General features: G+C 68.2%; 17 protein-coding genes and 2 pseudogenes. 8 read left to right on the top strand and 11 right to left on the bottom strand.

The window, feature by feature from the left end; genetic code table 11:
- Nucleotides 1–596: 596 nt before the first annotated feature.
- Entirely contained in the window at nucleotides 597–1850 is a 1254-nt protein-coding gene (locus AC5Y3P_RS09070; protein WP_500045563.1) for a D-alanyl-D-alanine carboxypeptidase family protein, read from the top strand.
- 3 nt (nucleotides 1851–1853) lie between these two features.
- Here the strand turns inward: AC5Y3P_RS09070 and AC5Y3P_RS09065 are convergent, their stop codons facing one another.
- Both AC5Y3P_RS09065 and AC5Y3P_RS09060 read right to left on the bottom strand, forming a co-directional pair.
- Nucleotides 1854–3218: an aspartate aminotransferase family protein gene (locus AC5Y3P_RS09065; protein WP_500045562.1), complete on the bottom strand. Its 1365-nt coding sequence runs from the start codon at nucleotides 3216–3218 to the stop codon at nucleotides 1854–1856.
- A complete protein-coding gene (locus AC5Y3P_RS09060) occupies nucleotides 3215–3730 on the bottom strand; it encodes an Lrp/AsnC family transcriptional regulator (protein WP_500045561.1) in 516 nt (171 codons plus the stop codon). Before AC5Y3P_RS09060 ends, AC5Y3P_RS09065 begins: the two co-directional genes overlap by 4 nt.
- Nucleotides 3731–3902: 172 nt before the next feature.
- Here AC5Y3P_RS09060 and AC5Y3P_RS09055 point away from each other — a divergent pair, with 172 nt between their 5' ends.
- Both AC5Y3P_RS09055 and AC5Y3P_RS09050 read left to right on the top strand, forming a co-directional pair.
- Complete coding sequence (locus tag AC5Y3P_RS09055) at nucleotides 3903–4811, top strand: sigma-70 family RNA polymerase sigma factor (protein WP_500045560.1); 909 nt, start codon at nucleotides 3903–3905, stop codon at nucleotides 4809–4811.
- Complete coding sequence (locus AC5Y3P_RS09050; RefSeq protein ID WP_500045576.1) at nucleotides 4811–5317, top strand: PPOX class F420-dependent oxidoreductase; 507 nt, start codon at nucleotides 4811–4813, stop codon at nucleotides 5315–5317. Before AC5Y3P_RS09055 ends, AC5Y3P_RS09050 begins: the two co-directional genes overlap by 1 nt.
- On the opposite strand, the pseudogene AC5Y3P_RS09045 reads toward AC5Y3P_RS09050, so the two are convergent.
- From AC5Y3P_RS09045 to sdhC, 5 genes and pseudogenes are all read right to left on the bottom strand, one after another.
- Nucleotides 5299–5934 (bottom strand): annotated as a pseudogene (locus AC5Y3P_RS09045) (carboxymuconolactone decarboxylase family protein); the annotation flags it as partial. The gene AC5Y3P_RS09050 and the pseudogene AC5Y3P_RS09045 overlap by 19 nt on opposite strands.
- A gap of 66 nt (nucleotides 5935–6000) precedes the next feature.
- A complete protein-coding gene (locus AC5Y3P_RS09040; protein ID WP_500045575.1) occupies nucleotides 6001–6714 on the bottom strand; it encodes a succinate dehydrogenase iron-sulfur subunit in 714 nt (237 codons plus the stop codon).
- Between the two features lie 107 nt (nucleotides 6715–6821).
- On the bottom strand, nucleotides 6822–8576 hold the full coding sequence (gene sdhA / locus AC5Y3P_RS09035) for a succinate dehydrogenase flavoprotein subunit (RefSeq protein ID WP_500045559.1): 1755 nt from the start codon (nucleotides 8574–8576) through the stop codon (nucleotides 6822–6824).
- Between the two features lie 12 nt (nucleotides 8577–8588).
- Nucleotides 8589–9056, bottom strand: a complete 468-nt coding sequence (locus AC5Y3P_RS09030) for a succinate dehydrogenase hydrophobic membrane anchor subunit (RefSeq protein ID WP_500045558.1) — start codon at nucleotides 9054–9056, stop codon at nucleotides 8589–8591.
- Complete coding sequence (gene sdhC, locus AC5Y3P_RS09025) at nucleotides 9053–9466, bottom strand: succinate dehydrogenase, cytochrome b556 subunit (protein ID WP_500045557.1); 414 nt, start codon at nucleotides 9464–9466, stop codon at nucleotides 9053–9055. Before sdhC ends, AC5Y3P_RS09030 begins: the two co-directional genes overlap by 4 nt.
- A 248-nt stretch (nucleotides 9467–9714) precedes the next feature.
- On the opposite strand from sdhC, the gene AC5Y3P_RS09020 reads away from it, so the two are divergent.
- From AC5Y3P_RS09020 to AC5Y3P_RS09010, 3 genes are read left to right on the top strand one after another with little or no spacing between them, the layout of a single operon-like run.
- A complete protein-coding gene (locus AC5Y3P_RS09020; protein WP_500045556.1) occupies nucleotides 9715–10113 on the top strand; it encodes a cytidine deaminase in 399 nt (132 codons plus the stop codon).
- A complete protein-coding gene (locus AC5Y3P_RS09015; RefSeq protein WP_500045555.1) occupies nucleotides 10110–11402 on the top strand; it encodes a thymidine phosphorylase in 1293 nt (430 codons plus the stop codon). Before AC5Y3P_RS09020 ends, AC5Y3P_RS09015 begins: the two co-directional genes overlap by 4 nt.
- Nucleotides 11399–12529: an adenosine deaminase gene (locus AC5Y3P_RS09010; protein ID WP_500045554.1), complete on the top strand. Its 1131-nt coding sequence runs from the start codon at nucleotides 11399–11401 to the stop codon at nucleotides 12527–12529. Before AC5Y3P_RS09015 ends, AC5Y3P_RS09010 begins: the two co-directional genes overlap by 4 nt.
- Nucleotides 12530–13027: 498 nt before the next feature.
- Here AC5Y3P_RS09010 and AC5Y3P_RS09005 read toward each other — a convergent pair whose 3' ends face one another.
- A complete protein-coding gene (locus AC5Y3P_RS09005; protein ID WP_500045553.1) occupies nucleotides 13028–14320 on the bottom strand; it encodes a SatS C-terminal domain-containing protein in 1293 nt (430 codons plus the stop codon).
- 100 nt (nucleotides 14321–14420) lie between these two features.
- On the opposite strand from AC5Y3P_RS09005, the gene upp reads away from it, so the two are divergent.
- Nucleotides 14421–15044: a uracil phosphoribosyltransferase gene (gene upp / locus AC5Y3P_RS09000; RefSeq protein WP_500045552.1), complete on the top strand. Its 624-nt coding sequence runs from the start codon at nucleotides 14421–14423 to the stop codon at nucleotides 15042–15044.
- Here upp and AC5Y3P_RS08995 read toward each other — a convergent pair whose 3' ends face one another.
- Nucleotides 15045–16730, bottom strand: coding sequence for a phospho-sugar mutase (locus AC5Y3P_RS08995; RefSeq protein WP_500045574.1), 1686 nt, complete (start codon nucleotides 16728–16730; stop codon nucleotides 15045–15047).
- Nucleotides 16634–17014 (bottom strand): annotated as a pseudogene (locus AC5Y3P_RS08990) (MarR family winged helix-turn-helix transcriptional regulator); the annotation flags it as partial. The gene AC5Y3P_RS08995 and the pseudogene AC5Y3P_RS08990, both read right to left, overlap by 97 nt.
- Nucleotides 17015–17154: 140 nt before the next feature.
- Between AC5Y3P_RS08990 and AC5Y3P_RS08985 the strand changes: the two are divergent.
- On the top strand, nucleotides 17155–18261 hold the full coding sequence (locus AC5Y3P_RS08985) for an AbrB family transcriptional regulator (RefSeq protein WP_500045551.1): 1107 nt from the start codon (nucleotides 17155–17157) through the stop codon (nucleotides 18259–18261).
- Here the strand turns inward: AC5Y3P_RS08985 and AC5Y3P_RS08980 are convergent.
- Entirely contained in the window at nucleotides 18207–19004 is a 798-nt protein-coding gene (locus AC5Y3P_RS08980) for a purine-nucleoside phosphorylase (protein WP_500045550.1), read from the bottom strand. The genes AC5Y3P_RS08985 and AC5Y3P_RS08980 overlap by 55 nt on opposite strands.
- Nucleotides 19005–19085 lie beyond the last annotated feature (81 nt).

Genomic DNA, 19085 nt, shown 5'->3' with positions numbered 1-19085 from the left:
TGGCGTACGTCGGGCCGTGTCGAGTGAGGAATGGTGTACCCGCATCGTGTCGAGTGAGGAGCTACGCACAGGGTTACTCGCACTTTGTGTACGTGGTTCCTCACTCGGCGGTGGGCAGGTACGTGATTCCTCACTGGGCGGCATTTTTGTGCGTGGTTCCTCACTGGGCGGGTGTGCAGTGTCGAGTGAGGAGTGGTGTACGTCGTGCAGCGTCGAGTGAGGAATGGCGTACCCGCGTCGTGTCGAGTGAGGAGCTACGCACAGGGTTACTCGCACTTTGTGTACGTGGTTCCTCACTCGGCGGTGGGCAGGTACGTGGTTCCTCACTCGGCGACATTTGTGTACGTGTTTCCTCACTCGGCGGGTGTGCAGTGTCGAGTGAGGAATGGCGTACCCGCGTCGTGTCGAGTGAGGAATGACGTATGCCGGGCCGTGCCGAGTGAGGAACGACGTACGCCCTGCCGCGACGAGTGCAGCCGCCAACAAGCCCGGCTACCCCACCTCAACCCCCGCTAAACCCCAATTGCAACATTAATCACAGTAGTCACAGCGCGCCTCCGTCTGCCCCGGCGCAGAAAGCCTTAATCTGCACCCCGATGGGGACTTCACGAGCGGTGGCTTCGCGTGCGGCAGCAGTACTGACTGCACTGTTCATGACGGCTGCGCCGATGGCGCTGTGCCCGGGGCTAGCCCACGCCGACCCGGACCCGGCACCGGCCGAGCCGGCCGAAGCCCCCGCTGATCCCTGCCCCTACAAGGTGCACACCCCGCCGGCGGTCGACGCCTCCGAGGTGCCCAAACCCGGTGAGCCCACCCCGACGCCGCTGGCCGTTCCGGCCAAGCCGGTCGGCGGCGACGCGCTGGGCAACTGCGGCATCGTCGCGGCCGAAGGAACTCCGCCGGTCCCCGAGGACGTTTCGGCCGAGGCGTGGATCGTGGCCGACATGAACACCGGCGACGTGATTGCCGCCCGCGACCCGCATGGTCGGCACCGTCCGGCGTCGATCATCAAGGTGCTCACGGCCACCGCCGCGCTCGACGAACTCAACCTCAACAAGGTGGTGCCCGGCACCCAGGAGGACGCCAACTCCGAAGGAACCCGCGTAGGCGTAGCCCCGGGCGGCATGTATTCGGTCAACGACCTGCTGCACGGCCTGCTGATGTACTCCGGCAACGACGCCGCGCACGCGCTGGCCATGCAACTCGGCGGGTGGGATACCGCGATGGGCAAGCTGAACACGCTGGCCAGCCGGCTCGGCGGCCGTGACACCCGGGCGGCGACACCGTCCGGCCTGGACGGCCCCGGCATGAGCACCTCGGCCTACGACATGGCGCTGTTCTACCGGTATGCCTGGCAGAATCCGAAGTTCGCCGAGATCGTCTCCACGCAGACCTACGACTTCCCGGGCCGCGACGGCAATCCGCCGTACCCGATCGAGAACGACAACCGGCTGCTGGCCAACTATCCGGGGGCGCTCGGCGGCAAGACCGGTTACACCGACGACGCCGGGCAGACCTTCGTCGGCGCCGCCGAGCGCGACGGTCGACGACTGGTGGTCGTGCTGCTGCGCGGCACCCGCGTCCCGATCGCGCCCTGGGAGCAGGCCGCCCGGCTGCTGGACTACGGTTTCGCCACTCCGCCCGGTACCAAGGTCGGCACCCTGGTCGACCCCGATCCGGCGCTTCAGAAGCCCGCCGAGGATCCGGCCCGAATCACCACGGCCGCACCGAATTTGGGCCCGGTGGATTCCACTCCGGTGCGCGTCGGTGTTGGCGCGGTGGGCAGCATCATCGTGTTCGCGCTGATCATGGCGGCGCGGGCGGTCAACCGTCGGCCACACCAGCTGTAGCGATCAGACCCGCGAGCCTGCCTCGCCGAGCACGTCGCGCAGGATCTGATAGATCGCGTCGAACTCGGCCTGCCCGGAGATCAGTGGCGGCGCGAGTTGCACGACGGCGTCGCCGCGGTCGTCGGCGCGACAGTACAGCCCGGCTTCCCACAAAGCCGGGGTCAGATAGCCGCGCAGCAGCCGCTCGGATTCCTCGTCGGTGAAGGTCTGCTTGGTGGCCTTGTCCTTCACCAGTTCGATGCCGTAGAAGAAGCCCTCGCCGCGCACGTCCCCGACGATCGGCAGATCATAGAGCTGTTCGAGCGTCGCGCGGAACGCCGGCGCCGATTCCTTGACGTGCGCGGTGATTCCCTCGCGTTCGAAGATGTCGAGATTGGCCATCGCCACCGCCGCCGACACCGGATGTCCGCCAAAGGTGTAGCCGTGCGGGAACATCGTCTTGCCGTCGTTGAACGGTTCGAACAACCGGTCGCTGGCGATCATCGCGCCGATCGGGGAGTAGCCCGACGTCATTCCCTTGGCGCAGGTGATGATGTCGGGCAGGTAGTCGAAGTCGTCGCAGGCGAACATCGAACCGATCCGGCCGAACGCGCAGATCACCTCGTCGGAGACCAGCAAGACGTCGTACCGATCGCAGATTTCGCGGACCCGTTCGAAGTATCCGGGCGGCGGCGGGAAACAGCCGCCGGCGTTTTGCACCGGCTCCAGGAACACCGCGGCGACGGTATCGGGACCTTCGAACTCGATCGCTTCGGCGATCCGGTCCGCGCAGTACCGGCCGAACGCCTTGTGGTCGGACTCATAGGGTTCCGGCGCGCGGTAGAAGTTGGTGTTCGGCACCCGGAACCCGCCGGGCGTCAGCGGTTCGAACGGCGCCTTGAATGCCGGCACACCGGTGATCGCCAAGGCCCCCTGCGGCGTTCCGTGGTAGGCGATGGCCCGTGAAATCACTTTGTGCTTACCGGGTTTCCCGGTCAGCTTGAAATACTGCTTGGCCAGCTTCCACGCGCTCTCGACGGCCTCACCGCCGCCGGTGGTGAAGAACACCCGGTTGAGGTCCCCGGGCGCGTAGTGGGCGATCCGCTCGGCCAGCTCGATCGCCGGCGGGTGCGCATAGGACCACAGCGGAAAGAACGACAGCGTCTCGGCTTGGCGGGCAGCGGCCTCGGCCAATTCGGTGCGGCCATGCCCGACCTGCACCACGAACAACCCGGACAACCCGTCGATGTACTTGCGGCCATGGGCATCCCAGATGTGGACACCTTCACCACGGGTGATGATCGGCGGTGTGACGCCGCCGCCGTGCCGGGCAAAGTGGCCCCACAAATAGCGGTCGGCCTTGGCTGACAGTTCCTCGGCTGAGGTCATCGGGTGCCCCAATTATATTGCTGCTTAACCAGTTTCAGATACACCAGGGTCTCGGTGGAGGTCACCCCGGGCACCGCGCGGATCTTGGAGTTGAGTACGGTCAACAAGTCGTCGTCGTCCTCGCAGACCACTTCGATGATCACGTCATAGGATCCGGCGGTCAGCACCACGTAGTCGACTTCGGGCAACTCGGCGAGCTTATCTGCGATCTCGCGGGTGTCTCCGGTGCAGCGGATCCCGATCATCGCCTGGCGGGCGAAGCCGAGTTGCAGTGGATCGGTGACCGCGACGATCTGCATCACCCCGGCGTCCACCAGACGTTGCACGCGTTGGCGCACCGCGGCCTCGGACAACCCGACGGCCTTGCCGATACCGGCATACGAACGCCGGCCGTCGGTCTGCAGATTCTCGATGATCGCCTTGGACAGGTCATCGAGGTGCACCGCGGGCGCCGACGGATTGGCCGGCGCCGACGCTCGCGGGTGTCCCGGGCCGGGACCGGAATCGCGCATGGCGTCGATTGTGCACGGATTCGGTGGCCTGTGCCATTCACTACGCGAGAATGCGTTGCCTGTTCCCGTTCGCACCGCGTGATACGTGTCGACGACCGTTCTGTGATTTCGGTGCGTTTACGGGCGATCAGCGCCCCCGGGCGCACCGAAATCGCGGAGTAGGCTGGCCGAAGTGACCACGGCGACGCGGACCGACGAATTCGAACAGCTACGGCCGCATCTGTTGGCGGTCGCCTACCGGCTGACGGGCACCTACGCCGACGCCGAGGACATCGTGCAGGACGCCTGGCTGCGCTGGGCGGCGAACACCACCCCGATCAACGACCTCCGTGCCTGGCTGACCACGGTGGTCAGCCGCCTCGGCCTGGATCGGCTGCGCTCGGCCGCACACCGGCGCGAATCCTATGTCGGCGAATGGTTGCCCGAACCGGTGGTCACCGGCTTCGAGGCGCCCGACCCGCTGGGTGCGGTGGTGGCCGGCGAGGACGCCCGATTCGTGGCCATGGTGGTGCTGGAACGGCTGAACCCGGATCAGCGGGTGGCGTTCGTGTTGCACGACGGCTTCGGCGTCCCGTTCGGTGAGATCGCCGACGTGCTCGGGGTCAACCCGGCCGCGGCCCGGCAGTTGGCGTCGCGGGCCCGCAAGGCCCTCGCCGACGCGCCACCGCCGGTCCCGGTCGACGACCACAACGCGGTGGCCGGCGCGTTGATGGCTGCCCTGGCCAGTGGAGACCTGGAAGCCGTTGTCCGCCTGCTGCATCCAGATGTCACGTTCACCGGCGACGCCAACCGGCGGGCGCCGACCGCCGCGCGGGTCATCCACGGTCCGGACAAGGTCGCCCGGTTCCTGCTCGGCCTGGCCGCCCGGTACGGGCCGAACTGGCTGGCCGGCACCCAACTGGCGATGATCAACGGCGAACTCGGCACCTACACCGTCGGTGCGCCGGCGGTCGACGGCTACCCGGAGCTGCTGCCCCGGATCACCGCGGTGACCGTGCGCGACGGTTTGGTCTGCGCGGTCTGGGACATCGCCAACCCGGACAAGTTCACCAGCTCCCCACTCGATGGAGGTACCCGATGATGCCGAACGACCCCCGAACCCTGTCGCAGACCGCCAGCCGGTTGATGTTTCGCGGGATGGACAAGCTGCGGGCCAAGGAGGCCTTCACGATCGGCGCACCGACCGGGACCGATTTCACCGGCTTCGAGAACTACCGCCAGATCGTGCTGGTGACGTTCAAACGTTCCGGCGAGGCGGTGCCCAGCCCGATCAACCACGGCGTCGCCGACGGCAAGGTCTACGTCCGCACTGACGCGACGACCGCCAAGGTCAAGCGAATTCGCAACAACCCCAACGTGTTGGTGGTGCCGAGCAACCTGCGCGGCAAGCCCACCGGCGCGGTGGTGGCCGGCGTGGCGCGCATCCTGGACGAGTCCGAACACGCGCACGCCGAAGCCGTCATCGCCGCGAACTGGAGCCTGCCGATGAAGCTGTTCGAGCGCAGTCTGGACGCCGGCAGCCAGCTGACGAACACGCCGATGGCCTACATCGAAATCGTGCCGGCCCCTCAGGACGCCGACGGCTGAGCTGCGTCGCCGGTGGCCCAGGGCACCCGGCAGGCGTCGCCGGAGTTGAAACCCTGCTCGGTGATGCCCAGCGCAGTGTTCATCCGGGCCCGCATGTTCTCCACGCCGACCTGATAGGTCAGTTCGATCACCCCGGCCGCACCGAACCGGGCGCGCAGATCGGCGACCTGCTCATCGGTGATGGTGTGCGGGTCGGTGGTCATCGCGTCGGCGTAGGCGATCGCGGCGCGCTCGTCGTCGCTGAACAGTTCCGAGGTGGCGTAGTCGTCGATGTGCTGCAGCCGCTGCAGATCCAGGCCGTCCAGGCGCATCAGCATCGAGCCGAAGTCGACGCACCAGGAGCAACCCACCGTGCGGGCGGTCCAGTACACCGCGAGTTCCCGGACGGTGGCGGGCAACTTGGTGGAGGCCTTCTCCAGGATGCTTTCGTGCACCGCGCCGGCCAGCAGCAGACCGCGGTGATGCGCGGAAACAGTGAACGGTTCAGGCACCTCGCCGAAGCGGCGCTTGGCGAACCGGTACATCAGCCGGGTCAGCAGTGGGGCGTCGGTGGGGGACAGCGGGGCGATACGTGGTGTGGTCATACCCATCAGACGAGACAGCCGCCCAATGTGTGACAACCAAACGATTTCGGTGCGCCAGGGGGCGCTGAACACCCCCAAACGCACCGAAATCGCAAGGGACTAGCGAGCGAACATCAACGCGCGCTTGACCTCTTGGATCGCCTTGGTCACCTCGATGCCACGTGGGCAGGCCTCGGTGCAGTTGAACGTGGTGCGGCACCGCCACACGCCGTCGACCTCGTTGAGGATGTCGAGCCGCTCGGCGGCGGCCTCGTCCCGGGAATCGAAGATGAACCGGTGCGCGTTGACGATCGCGGCCGGACCGAAGTAGGAGCCCTCGCTCCAGAACACCGGGCAGCTGGTGGTGCAGCAGGCGCACAGAATGCACTTGGTGGTGTCGTCGAAGCGGGCCCGGTCGGTCTGGCTCTGGATGTACTCCCGGGTCGGGGGGTTACCCGAGGTGATCAGGAACGGCTTGACCGCCCGGTAGGCGTCGAAGAACGGCTCCATGTCCACCACCAGGTCCTTCTCCACGGGCAGACCGCGGATCGGTTCGATGGTGATGGTGAGCTGCTTCTTCGGGTTCTTCGGCAGCATGTCGCGCATCAGGACCTTGCAGGCCAACCGGTTGACCCCGTTGATCCGCATGGCATCCGAGCCGCACACGCCGTGCGCACAGGAGCGCCGGAAGGTCAGCGTGCCGTCCAGGTAGCTCTTCACGTAGATCAGCAGGTTCAGCAGCCGGTCGGTGGGCAGACACGGCACCCGGAAGCTCTGGTACCCAGCGGCATCCGGGTTCTCCGGGTTGAACCGGGCGATCTTCAGCGTGACCATCACCGCGCCCTCGGGGATCGGGGGCAGCGGCGGATCGCCGGCTTCGGGCTTGTCGATGACAGGTGCACTCACTGTGCCTTCTCCTCCTCGCGCGAGCGGCTCATCGGTCAGTACTTCCGTTCCATCGGCTCATAGCGGGTCTGGACGACGGGTTTGTAGTCCAACCGGATGTCGGAAAGCAGGTCTCTGCCTTCCTTGTAGGCCATGGTGTGGCGCAGGTAGTTGGTGTCGTCGCGGTTCGGGTAGTCCTCGCGGGCGTGGCCGCCGCGAGATTCCTTGCGGTTCAACGCGCCGACGACGGTGACCTCGGCCAGCTCCAGCAGGAAGCCCAGCTCGATGGCTTCGAGCAGGTCGCTGTTGAACCGCTTGCCCTTGTCGTGCACGGTGATTCGCGCGTACCGCTCCTTGAGCGCGTGAATGTCGGTGAGCGCCTGCTTGAGCGTCTCCTCGGTGCGGAACACCGCGGCGTTGTTGTCCATCGACTGTTGCAGCGCGGTGCGGATGTCGGCAACCCGCTCATGGCCGTGGTCGCCCAGGATGCTCGACACCCAACCGACCACCATCGACGCCGGCTCCTCGGGCAGGTCGACGAAGTCGTGGTTGCTGGCGTATTCGGCCGCCGCGATCCCGGCTCGCCGGCCGAACACGTTGATGTCCAGCAGCGAGTTGGTGCCCAACCGGTTGGCGCCGTGCACCGACACGCAGGCGCACTCGCCGGCCGCGTACAGCCCGGGCACGGTGTTGTTGTTGTCCCGCAACACCTGTCCGGTGACGGTGGTCGGGATGCCGCCCATCACGTAGTGGCAGGTCGGGTACACCGGTACCAGTTCCTTGACCGGGTCCACACCCAGGTAGGTGCGGGCGAACTCGGTGATATCGGGCAGCTTGGCTTCCAGCACGTCCTCGCCGAGGTGACGCACGTCGATGTAGACGTAGTCCTTGTTCGGTCCGGCGCCGCGGCCTTCGAGCACCTCGAGCACCATGGAGCGGGCCACGATGTCACGCGGCGCCAGGTCGACGATGGTCGGCGCGTAGCGCTCCATGAACCGTTCGCCGTCGGCGTTCAGCAGACGTCCACCCTCACCGCGCACGGCCTCCGAGATCAGGATGCCGAGGCCGGCCAGGCCGGTCGGATGGAACTGGTGGAATTCCATGTCCTCCAACGGAAGTCCCTTGCGGAACACGATGCCCAGCCCGTCGCCGGTCAGGGTGTGCGCATTGGAGGTGGTCTTGTACATCCGGCCCGAACCGCCGGTGGCGAACACGATCGCCTTGGCGTGGAACACGTGGATATCACCGGTGGCCAGCTCGTAGGCCACGATGCCGGTGGCCACCGGTCCGGTCGGCGTCTCGGTGAGGACCAGGTCCAGCGCGTAGAACTCGTTGAAGAACTCGACGTCGTGCTTGACGCAGTTTTGGTACAGCGTCTGCAGGATCATGTGGCCGGTGCGGTCGGCGGCGTAACACGCGCGGCGCACCGGGGCCTTGCCGTGGTCGCGGGTGTGTCCACCGAAGCGGCGCTGGTCGATTCGGCCCTCGGGGGTGCGGTTGAACGGCATCCCCATCTTCTCCAGATCGAGCACGGCGTCGATGGCCTCCTTGGCCATGATCTCGACGGCGTCCTGATCGGCCAGGTAGTCACCACCCTTGACGGTGTCGAAGGTGTGCCACTCCCAGTTGTCTTCCTCGACATTGGCCAGCGCGGCGCACATGCCGCCCTGGGCGGCGCCGGTATGGCTGCGGGTCGGGTAGAGCTTGGTCAGCACCGCGGTGCGGACCCGGGGCCCGGCCTCCACGGCGGCGCGCATGCCGGCACCGCCGGCGCCGACGATGACGACGTCGTACCGATGTTCCTGAATCATGAATCGTCTTTCCTACGAAATGTTCGCGTCGAACGTCACCAGCACGTAGGTGCCCAGCACCAGTGTGAAGATCATCGACAGGGCCAGCAGGGCGTTCAGCCAGAACTTGGTCGAATCCTTGCGGGTGTAGTCGCCAATGATGGTGCGCATCCCGTTACCGCCGTGCAGTTGAGCCAGCCACAGCAGCAGCAGATCCCAGGTCTGCCAGAACGGCGAAGCCCAGCGCTCGGCGACGTAGGTGAAGTTGATCCGGTACACGCCGTCCTCCCACATCAGCATGATGAAGAGGTGGCCCAGCGCCAGGAACACCAGCACGATGCCGGAGAACCGCATGAACAGCCAGGTGTACTTCTCGAAGTTCGGCATGCCCGATGCGCGGCGCGGCGCACGCGGGTTGTCCAGCGCGGCGGGCCGATCGAAGCTGGTCTCCAGGACCGGGGCGGGCTTACCGCCGAAGCGTTGTGTGCTCGGAGTACTCACAAGAACCTCTCCGCCATGTGCATGCCCAGGACCACCAGGGCGGGGACCATCACCAGCAGCCAAACCGCAGCAACGCCGACCAGCATCTTCTTCTGGTGCCGCGGACCCTCGGCCCAGAAGTCGACCAGGATGACCCGGATGCCGTTGAGCGCGTGGAACAGCACCGCGGCCACCAGGCCGACCTCCATCAGACCGACGAGCGGGGTCTTGTAGGTCTCGATCACCGCGTCGTAGGCCTCCGGGCTGACCCGGACCAAAGCGGTATCAAGGACATGTACGAACAAGAAGAAGAAGATGGTCGCACCTGTGATGCGGTGCAGGACCCAGGACCACATGCCTGGATCCCCGCGATACAGGGTGCGCCGCGGCTTTGCCTTATCGGCCGGCTGAGCCGGTGCCGCTGTCGTCATCAGCGCCTCCAACACCTTTGGTGGACGCCGGGGCCGCTCGGCGACCCCAGCGCGAAAGTACCGACCAGAACCTCGAATGGACTGCGAGGAACCCGTCGGGTGGACTCTAATCCCAATGTCAGTACCGAACTAATTACCGTCGGGTCAGAAAGCAGCCTCAGACGCCGAAAGTTAGGGTTGCCTTTGTTGCAGGTCAGGGTCGTTTGGGCGGTCCCGGGCGCCGCCGCGAGCGGTTCGAAAGGGTTCTGATGGCATCGGAAATCGACTGGAAATCGCTGCGTAACAAGGCAGTTCAAGCTCTGCAGCATGCGTACTCACCGTACTCGAAGTTCCCGGTGGGTGCCGCGGCGCTGGTCGACGATCATCGGGTGGTGGTCGGATGCAATGTGGAGAATGTCTCATATGGCCTGGGTCTCTGTGCCGAGTGCGCTGTGGTCTGCGCCCTGTATTCCGGGGGCGGCGGGCGGCTGGTCGCGCTGTCCTGCGTGGCCGCCGACGGAGATTTGCTGATGCCGTGCGGACGCTGCCGCCAGGTGCTCTACGAACACGGCGGCCCGGAGTTGCTGATCGACCATCCGGACGGTCCGAAACGGCTGGCCGAACTGCTACCGGACGCATTCGGTCCCGACGACCTGGCGCGCCGATGAGCTTCGATGCGCCCTCGGTGATCGCGACCAAACGCGACGGCGGGCGGCTCACCGACGCCCAGATCGACTGGGTGATCGACGCCTACACCCGCGGCGACGTCGTCGACGCACAGGCATCGGCGCTGCTCATGGCCATCTTCCTGCGCGGTATGGACCGCGCCGAGATCACCCGCTGGACCGCCGCGATGATCGACTCGGGGGTGCGGCTGGACTTCTCCGACCTGCGTCGCGACGGCAAACCGCTGGCCCTGGTCGACAAGCACTCCACCGGCGGGGTCGGGGACAAGATCACCATTCCGCTGGTGCCACTGGTCGCGGCCTGCGGGGCTGCGGTGCCGCAAGCGTCGGGGCGTGGCCTGGGTCACACCGGCGGCACCCTGGACAAGCTGGAATCCATCCCGGGCTTTGATGCCGAGCTGTCCAGCGACCAGATCCGACGCCAGTTGTGCGAGGTCGGTGCGGCCATCTTCGCCGCCGGCGAGCTGGCCCCGGCCGACCGCAAGCTCTACGCGCTGCGCGACGTCACCGCCACCGTGGCCTCGCTGCCGCTGATCGCCTCGTCGATCATGAGCAAGAAGCTCGCCGAGGGTGCCGACGCCCTGGTGCTGGACGTCAAGGTGGGGTCGGGGGCATTCTTGGCCGAACCCGAGCGGGCCCGCGAACTGGCCACCACCATGGTCGAGCTCGGCGCCGCGCACGGTGTGCCGACCCGCGCGCTGCTCACCGACATGTCGGTGCCGCTCGGCCGAGCGGTCGGCAACGCCGTCGAGGTCGCCGAATCCCTGGAGGTGCTGGCCGGCGGCGGCCCCGACGACGTCGTCGCCCTCACCGTGGCGCTGGCCACCGAAATGCTCGAGCTGGCCGGATGTGACGCCCGCGACCCGGCCGACGCGCTGCGCGACGGCTCCGCGATGGACGCCTTCCGTGCCCTGGTCAGCGCGCAGGGCGGTGACCTGAGCCGGCCGCTGCCGCGGGGCTCGCACTCTGAGACGTTGAGCGCGTCGCGCAGCGGGATCGTCGCCGACGTCGACGCGCTGGCCGTCGGGCGCGCGGTGTGGCGGCTCGGGGCCGGCCGGGAACGCCCAGGTCAACAGGTGCAGGCCGGCGCCGGACTGGTGCTGCACCGCCGGCCCGGCGAGCCGGTCGCGGCCGGCGCGTCGCTGTGCACGCTGTACACCGACACCCCGGAACGGTTCGCCGGCGCGCTGGAAGAGCTGGACGGTGCCTGGCAGATCACCGACGCACCGCCTCAGCAACGACCCCTCATCATCGATCGGATCGGGCCATGACTGAACTCACCGCTGCTGCCGATGTCACCGAAGCCGCGGGTGGCTCGGCGTTGACCGTCGAATCCATTCGGCACGCGCCCAAGGCGCTGCTGCACGACCACCTCGACGGCGGACTGCGCCCGGCCACGGTGCTCGAGATCGCCGAACAGATCGGTTACGACGATCTGCCGGCCACCGACGTCGACGAGCTGGCGACCTGGTTTCGCACCGCCGCGCACAGCGGCTCGCTGGTGCGCTACTTGGAGCCGTTCGCGCACACGGTGGGCGTCATGCAGACCGCAGACGCGCTGCACCGGGTGGCGCTGGAATGCGTCGAAGATCTGGTCGAGGACTCGGTGGTGTACGCCGAAATCCGGTTCGCGCCCGAGTTGCACATCGATGCGGGGCTGAGCCTGGATCAGGTGGTGGACGCGGTGTTGGCCGGATTCGCCGAGGGCGAGCGCGCGGCCGCGGCGTCCGGGCGGCCGATCGTGGTGCGGTGTCTGGTCACCGCGATGCGGCATGCTGCCCGGTCCCAGGAGATCGCCGAGCTGGCGATCCGGTTCCGCGACCGCGGCGTGGTGGGTTTCGACATCGCCGGCGCCGAAGCCGGCTACCCACCGACCCGGCACCTGGATGCGTTCGAGTACATGCGGAACAACAACGCGCGCTTCACCATTCATGCCGGGGAAGCGTTCGGTTTGCCGTCCATCCACGAGGCCATCGCGTTCTGCGGCGCCGACCGGTTGGGGCACGGGGTGCGCATCGTCGACGACATCACCGAGCAGTCGGATGGTTCGCATGCGCTGGGGCGGGTGGCCGGCATCGTGCGGGACAAGCGGATCCCGCTGGAGCTGTGCCCGTCGTCGAACGTGCAGACCGGGGCGGTGACCTCGATTGCCGAGCACCCGTTCGATCTGTTGGCGCGGTTACGGTTTCGGGTCACGGTCAACACCGACAACCGGTTGATGAGCGACACCACGATGAGCCAGGAGATGGCCCGGTTGGTGGCCGCGTTCGGCTACGGCTGGTCGGATCTGGCTCGGTTCACCATCAACGCGATGAAATCGGCGTTCATCCCGTTCGACGAGCGCTTGGCGATCATCGATGACGTCATCAAACCGCGCTACGCCGTGCTCATCGGGTGAACTCGTGAGTGGGTGGGTCCTCGCCGTGCCGCCCTCGCCGCGCCGCGGTGCCGTCGTGATGACCCCGCCGCGCCGCTGATCACAGCCGTCGCCGCACCCCTGAGCACAGGCGCCACAAGAGAAACAACCGTCACTGCGCCGGAGCACATACCCGTCTGTCTCAGCTCTGAGCGACTTTTCAGCGACAATCTCATTCCGAGCGAGGTACTCCGAGCGCCCTGAGTCGCTCAGAGGTGGGCAGGTCGGTCGGTACTTTCGGCGTGGAGTTCGCGGGGTGCGGTTCCGGGTGCCGTGAGTCGCTCAGAGGTGGGCAGGTCGGTCGGTACTTTCCGCGCGGAGTTCGCGGGGTGCGGTTCCGGGTGCCGGGAGTCGCTCAGAGGTGGGCAACTCGGTCGGTACTTTCCGCGCGGAATCCCGCCGCCGCGCGGAATCCCGCCGCCCGCGCCGAATCCCGCCGCCGCGCGGAATCCCGCCGCCGCACGGCCGCGCGGTGCAGAACTATTCGCGGCGCAGCCGGGACTCCACGAACCGCTCGAGGTCCTCGAACGCCTTGACCGCGTTCGCGTGCGGCGCGGCCGGCTTCTTGCCGGACCCGTCGAGCAGATACCCGACGAACTTGCCCAGCGGCGCGTCGGCGGCCAGCGCCTTGTCGACGGTGTCTTCCTCGGAGTAGTCGCCGATGTCACGCAACAACTCGACGACCAACTCCAACTGATCGCGGTCGACGGCTTCTGGACCGTCGGCGATGTCGTCGGCCAAACCGGTCAGCACGTAGACGTTGTCGTCGGTGACCTCGACGTCCAGTGAACCGTCGGTGGCCGCAGTGCGGATGTCGTCGTAGGTGCTCAGATCGGACAGGTCGTGGTCGTGCTCGTCGGCGAGGTAGCGCGCCAGCGAGCGCTCGGAACCGAACACGCTGATCCGGCCGTTGCGACCCAGGAAGATCGGCCGCTCGTCGAAGTAGCAGCGCAGCGTGAAGAACGAGCCTGCGCCGGAAAGGATCTGGATCGGGTCGATGCCGACCTCGAGCCAGAAGTCCTTGTCGGCGCCGAGCACCCGGTCCACCGCGACAGCGGTCAAGGTGGCGTCCTCGTCGGCGCCGGCGTCCTCGGAGTCGTCGTCGGAGTCGTCGTCGGAGTCGGCGCCCAGCGGATCGGCGACGGCCGGCAGCTCTTCTTCCTCGATCTCCGGGGCCGGCTCGTCGAGCTCGGCGGTCGCGGTCTTGACCAGCTTCTCGTCGACGTCGGGGGTGGTGATGATCTCGGTGACCGACTCCAGCACGCTGTCCCAGTTGCGCCCGACGATCGCGGCGATGTTCTTCCAGCGCTTGAGCCCGGCCTTGCCGGCGAACTCCTCGACGCCGTTGTTGACCGCCGACAGCGTCGGGTTGCCGTTGAAGAACCGGGTCACCTTGGGCAGCTCGCACACCGACCCGATCGACGACGCCACCGCCATGGCGCCGGACAGCCCCTGCAGCGCCTCGTCGGTCGGCTTCTCGGCCAACAGGTCCTCGACCGCGACCAGGTCGAACCGGTACTCGTCGGCCGGGGTGAACCGGTGCGCGTTGGCCTCGGTCAGCGCCGCCCAGGCCGGGTGATCCGACAGGTCGTTCTCCGCGCCGCTGCGCACGAACGCCACCAACTCGGCGACCTCCTTGAAGGCGTACAGGTCCTCATCGAGGCCCAGGAAGCCCTCCCACTCGTCACCGCCTTCGACCCAGCGCGGGGCCCAGAGGGTGTACAGGTCGCCGTCGGGCAGGCCGAGGCGGATCGGGACGAGGTCAGCAGCCATGCGGCACAGAATAACGACGTCGACCTCAGCGGTGAGCAGCCCCGTCACCGGGAGCGCGTGTTCTTCCCGCCGGCCGGCCCCGCCAGTAGGGTCGTCGGCTATGGATGTGCGCGTCGTCGATCACCCGCTGGCCGCTGCGCGACTGACCATTCTGCGCGACGAGCGCACCAGCAACGCCGGTTTCCGGGCCGCGCTGCGCGACCTGACCCTGATGCTGGTCTACGAGGCCACCCGGGACGCCCGCAGTGAACCGGTGGCGGTGCGCACCCCGATCACCGACACCGTCGGCAGCCGGCTGGCGGCACCGCCGCTGCTGGTACCGGTGCTGCGCGCCGGGCTGGGCATGGTCGAGCAGGCGCATGCGCTGATCCCGGAGGCCCAGGTCGGTTTCGTCGGGATGGCCCGCGACGAGACCACACATCGGCCCACGCCGTATCTTGAGTCGCTGCCGGCCGACCTGCGCGGCCGCCCGGTGATGGTGCTGGACCCGATGCTGGCCACCGGCGGGTCGATGGTGCACACGCTGGGCCTGCTGACCGCGCGCGGCGCCGACGACATCACCCTGCTGTGCGTGGTGGCCGCCCCGCAGGGCGTGGCGGCTGTGGACGCCGCGACCCCGGATGTGCGGTTGTTCACCGCGTCCATCGACGACGGGCTCAACGAGGTCGCGTTCATCGTGCCGGGCCTCGGCGACGCCGGCGACCGCCAGTTCGGGCCGCGCTGATCAGGTGCGAGCCAGCAGCTGCTCGCCGATCCGGCGGGCGGCCGCGGCCAGGTGCGTGTGCCGGGCATGCACGCGGGCCCGGGCAGCTGGCAGATCGGGGCAGGGCGCGGTGGCGACCTCCAGGTAGAACTTGAGTTTGGGTTCGGTGCCCGACGGGCGCACCACCAACCGCACCGTCTCGGCGTCGACGGTCCCGGTCCAGATCAGCGCGTCGGTGCGGTCGCGGTTTTCCCGGTCCAGCAGATCGGTCACTGAGACCGCGGCGTCGGCCAACCGGGTGGGTGGGTCCGCGCGCAGCGCGGCCATCGCCGGGGCGGCATCACCGACCCGCAGCGACAGCGCCGACGTCTGGTGCACACCGTGCCGGCGGAACAATCCGTCCAGCGCCGCGGACACCGAAGCGCCGCGGACCTTCAGCGTTGCCAGCAGGTCGCACACCAGCACGGCGGCGCTGATGCCGTCCTTGTCGCGCACCGCAACCGGGTCGACGCAATGCCCGATCGCCTCTTCGTAGGCGTAGCGCAGCGTGGCGCCCGGGGTGCTCTGGTCGGCGCGGGCCAGCCATTTGAAGCCGGTCAGCGTCTCGACGTGCTGGGCGCCGTAGTGCGCGGCGATCGCGGCCAGCATCCGCGAGGAGACCACGGTGCTCGCCACGGTGCTGGCACGCGCGTCGTAGGGGTCGAGCCGAGAAAGCAGGAAATCGCCGAGCAGCCAACCAGTTTCGTCGCCGGAGAGCATGCGCCAGCCGTCGGTGTCCGGCACCCCGACCGCGCACCGGTCGGCGTCGGGATCCAGCGCGACGGCGACGTCGGCGTCCACCTCGGCGGCCAACGCCAGCAGCGCATCGCAGGCCCCGGGCTCCTCCGGGTTGGGGAAGGCCACGGTGGGGAAGTCGGGGTCGGGCTCGAACTGCGTACGCACGACGTGCACGTCGGTGATCCCGGCGCGGTGCAGTGCCTGCACCGCGCACTCGCCGCCGACACCGTGCAAGGGCGTCAGGGCGACCCGCACCGACGGGTGCGCACGGCCGGCCAACCCGGCCACCCGGTGCAGGTAGCGGTCGACGATCTCGGTGCCCACCGGCTCCACCGGCCGGCGCGGAATCTGGTGTGCCGGTGGCGCATTGCGCAGCTGGGCTTCGATCTCGCGGTCGATGGGGGAGATGATCTGGATGCCGCCGACGAAGTACACCTTGTACCCGTTGTCGGTGGCCGGGTTGTGTGATGCGGTGATCTGCACCCCGGCGGCGGCCTGCAGGTCGCGCACCGCGAACGCCAGCACCGGAGTCGGTAGCGGGTCGGGCAGCAGTACCACCGAAAAGCCCTGGGCAGCAAAGACTTCAGCGGTCACCAGGGCGAATTCGGCGGAGTGGTGCCGGGCGTCGCGGCCCACCACGACGGTGCCCTTGCCGTCGCGGTCGCCGTCACCGGCGGCGCCGTCGTCGGCCCGTGCGGCGCGTGCGGTGAGCACCTGAGTCACCGCCCACGTCCCGGCGCTGACCGTCTCGACGTTCATCCCGTCCGGGCCCTCTTGCAGGGGCCCGCGCAGACCTGCGGTACCGAACGTCAGCATGCCTGCGATTGTGCCGGTTCGGCATCGGCCAGCTTGCGCAGGACCGGGGCCACCAGCATCAGCAGGCTGATCTCCAAGTCGGACAGGTGCTCTCGCATGGTGGCGTTCAACCAGGCGTCCCGTTCCGCGCGGTCCTGGGCCAGCAACTCGGCACCGGCCTCGGTCAACCGCAGCACCTGGCGTCGCTTGTCGCTGAGATCGGACCGGCGGATCACCAGGCCCCGCTGGACCAGCACGTTGATCGGCTCGGTCAGCGACTGGGCGCGCACGCGCATCCGGGCGCCGATCTCGGCGGGATGAATCGTGCCGGCCCGGCTGATCTCGCCGAGAATCTGCCGCTGCGACAGCGTCAAGCCATCTTCGGATCGATGTGCGCGCATCTGGCGGGCCAGTGCCATCACGGATTCGCGGAGCTCAGTTGCTGCTGGATCTACCCCCATTGCAAAGTTATACCTTAGTAATCGCCGAGATATTACCCGTTTTACCCAGAGCGAAATGAAGGTATTACTTCCGATCGAAAAGATCGGAGGACCTACTGGTGCGGACCGCTCTGCGGTGGGCGCTGCTCGCTGTGCTCACCGCAGGGGCAACCGCCGGGCTGACGCTGCTCACGGTGCCGGCAGCGGCGTTGTTTGCTGCCTTGGTGGTCGGCACCGTGCTGGCGGTGGCCGGCCGGGCACCTGCCGGGCTGCCGCGCCGTGCGGGCCTGGCCGCGCAGGGGGTGCTCGGCGTCTACACCGGGACGATGGTCAGCCCGGAATCGCTTGCCGCGCTGGGGCCGCACTGGCTGATCGTGTCGACCGTGACGGTGGCCACCCTGGTGCTCAGCGTCGGCATGGGCGCGCTGCTGGGGTGCTATCGCGGGATCACACCGCTGACCGGTGCCCTGGCGATGGTCGCCGGAGGAGCCTCGGGTCTGGTGGCGATCGCTCGCGAGCTCGACGGCGACGACCGGGTGGTTGCCGTGGTGCAGTACCTCCGGGTCGGGCTGGTGACCAGCACCATGCCGCTGGTGGTGTACCTGGCGTTTACGCCGGATCCGGCATCCGCCGCCCCGATCGACGTCGAAAACCCTTCGCTGCCTTGGTATTCCAACCTGGCCCTGTTGGCTGCGGTGACGCTGGCCGGGATCCTGGTGGACCGGGTGACCCGGCTGCCCGGCGGTGGCCTGCTGGGCCCGCTGGCGCTGACCGTCGGGTTGGAGCTGTCCGGGACCGCGCACGGGCTCGCCGTGCCCGACCTGGTGGTGCAACTGGGTTATGCGCTGATCGGCTGGCAGGCAGGCCTGGCGTTCACCCGCGCGGCGTTGCGCGCGGTCGGCCGTGCGCTGCCCGGCGCGATCGGCTTGATCGCCCTGCTGACCGTCGGCACTGCCGGGCTGGGGGTGCTGCTGGCGCACGTCACCGGCAAGACCGCGCTGGAGGGATACCTGGCCACCAGCCCGGGCGGGGTGTACGCGGTGTTGCTGGCGGCGGTGGAAACCGGGTGCGATGTCACGTTCATCGTGGCGGCGCAGGTGCTGCGGATCCTGGTGAGGCTGTTCGGGGCGCCGTTGCTGGCGCGTGGTTTCGTGGCCGCCGAACGACGTCGTCAGAGCCGAGCGATCACCGCGCCGAGCAGGGCGCCCATCGCGGTCGCCGACTGACGGCCGGCCGCCAGCACCTCGGCGTGCGACAACGGCTCACCGGTCATCCCCGCGGCCAGGTTGGTCACCAGTGAGAACGCCAGCACGTCGGCGCCCGCAGCGCGCGCGGCGATGGTCTCGTGCACCGTCGACATGCCGACCAGGTCCGCGCCCAGGGTGCGCAACATCCGGATCTCGGCCGGGGTCTCGTAGTGCGGCCCGGGCAACCCGGCGTAGACGCCTTCGGTCAGGGCGGGCTCGATCTCGCGGGCCAGCGCGCGCAGCCGCGGTGAGTAGGCGTCGACCAGATCGACGAACTGCGCGCCGACCAAGGGGGAGCGGGCGGTCAAGTTCAGGTGGTCGGCGATCAACACCGGCTGGCCCACCGGGTACTCGTCGCGCAGACCGCCAGCCGCGTTGGTGAGCACCACCGTCGTCGCACCCGCGGCGCACGCGGTGCGCACCGGATGCACGACGACGCCCAGGTCGTACCCCTCGTAGGCGTGGTTGCGGCCGAGCAGCACCAGCAGATGCTTACCGGCCAGGTTCAGTGAGCGCACCTCGCCGCGGTGTCCGGCCGCACTGGGGTGCACGAACCCGGGCAGCTCGGCCATCGGGATGCTCGCGCTCGGGGCGCCGAGCGCGTCGGCGGCCGGCGCCCAACCCGAGCCCAACACCACCGCGACGTCGTGGTGGGGCACGCCGGTGCGTTCGGCGATGACGGCTGCCGCCTCGGCGGCCAGCTGGGCGGGATCGGCAGTCACGGGAAAGCAGCTTATCGGCGCGGTGCGATACTGCTTTGATGGCCAACGTTCCCGTTCCCGCATGTCCCGTCGTCGCGCCGG

It is taken from the genome of Mycobacterium sp. NGS45 (assembly GCF_059812645.1).
Note: the sequence above shows the minus strand (reverse complement) of the source record. Positions and strands in the feature narration are given on the sequence as shown.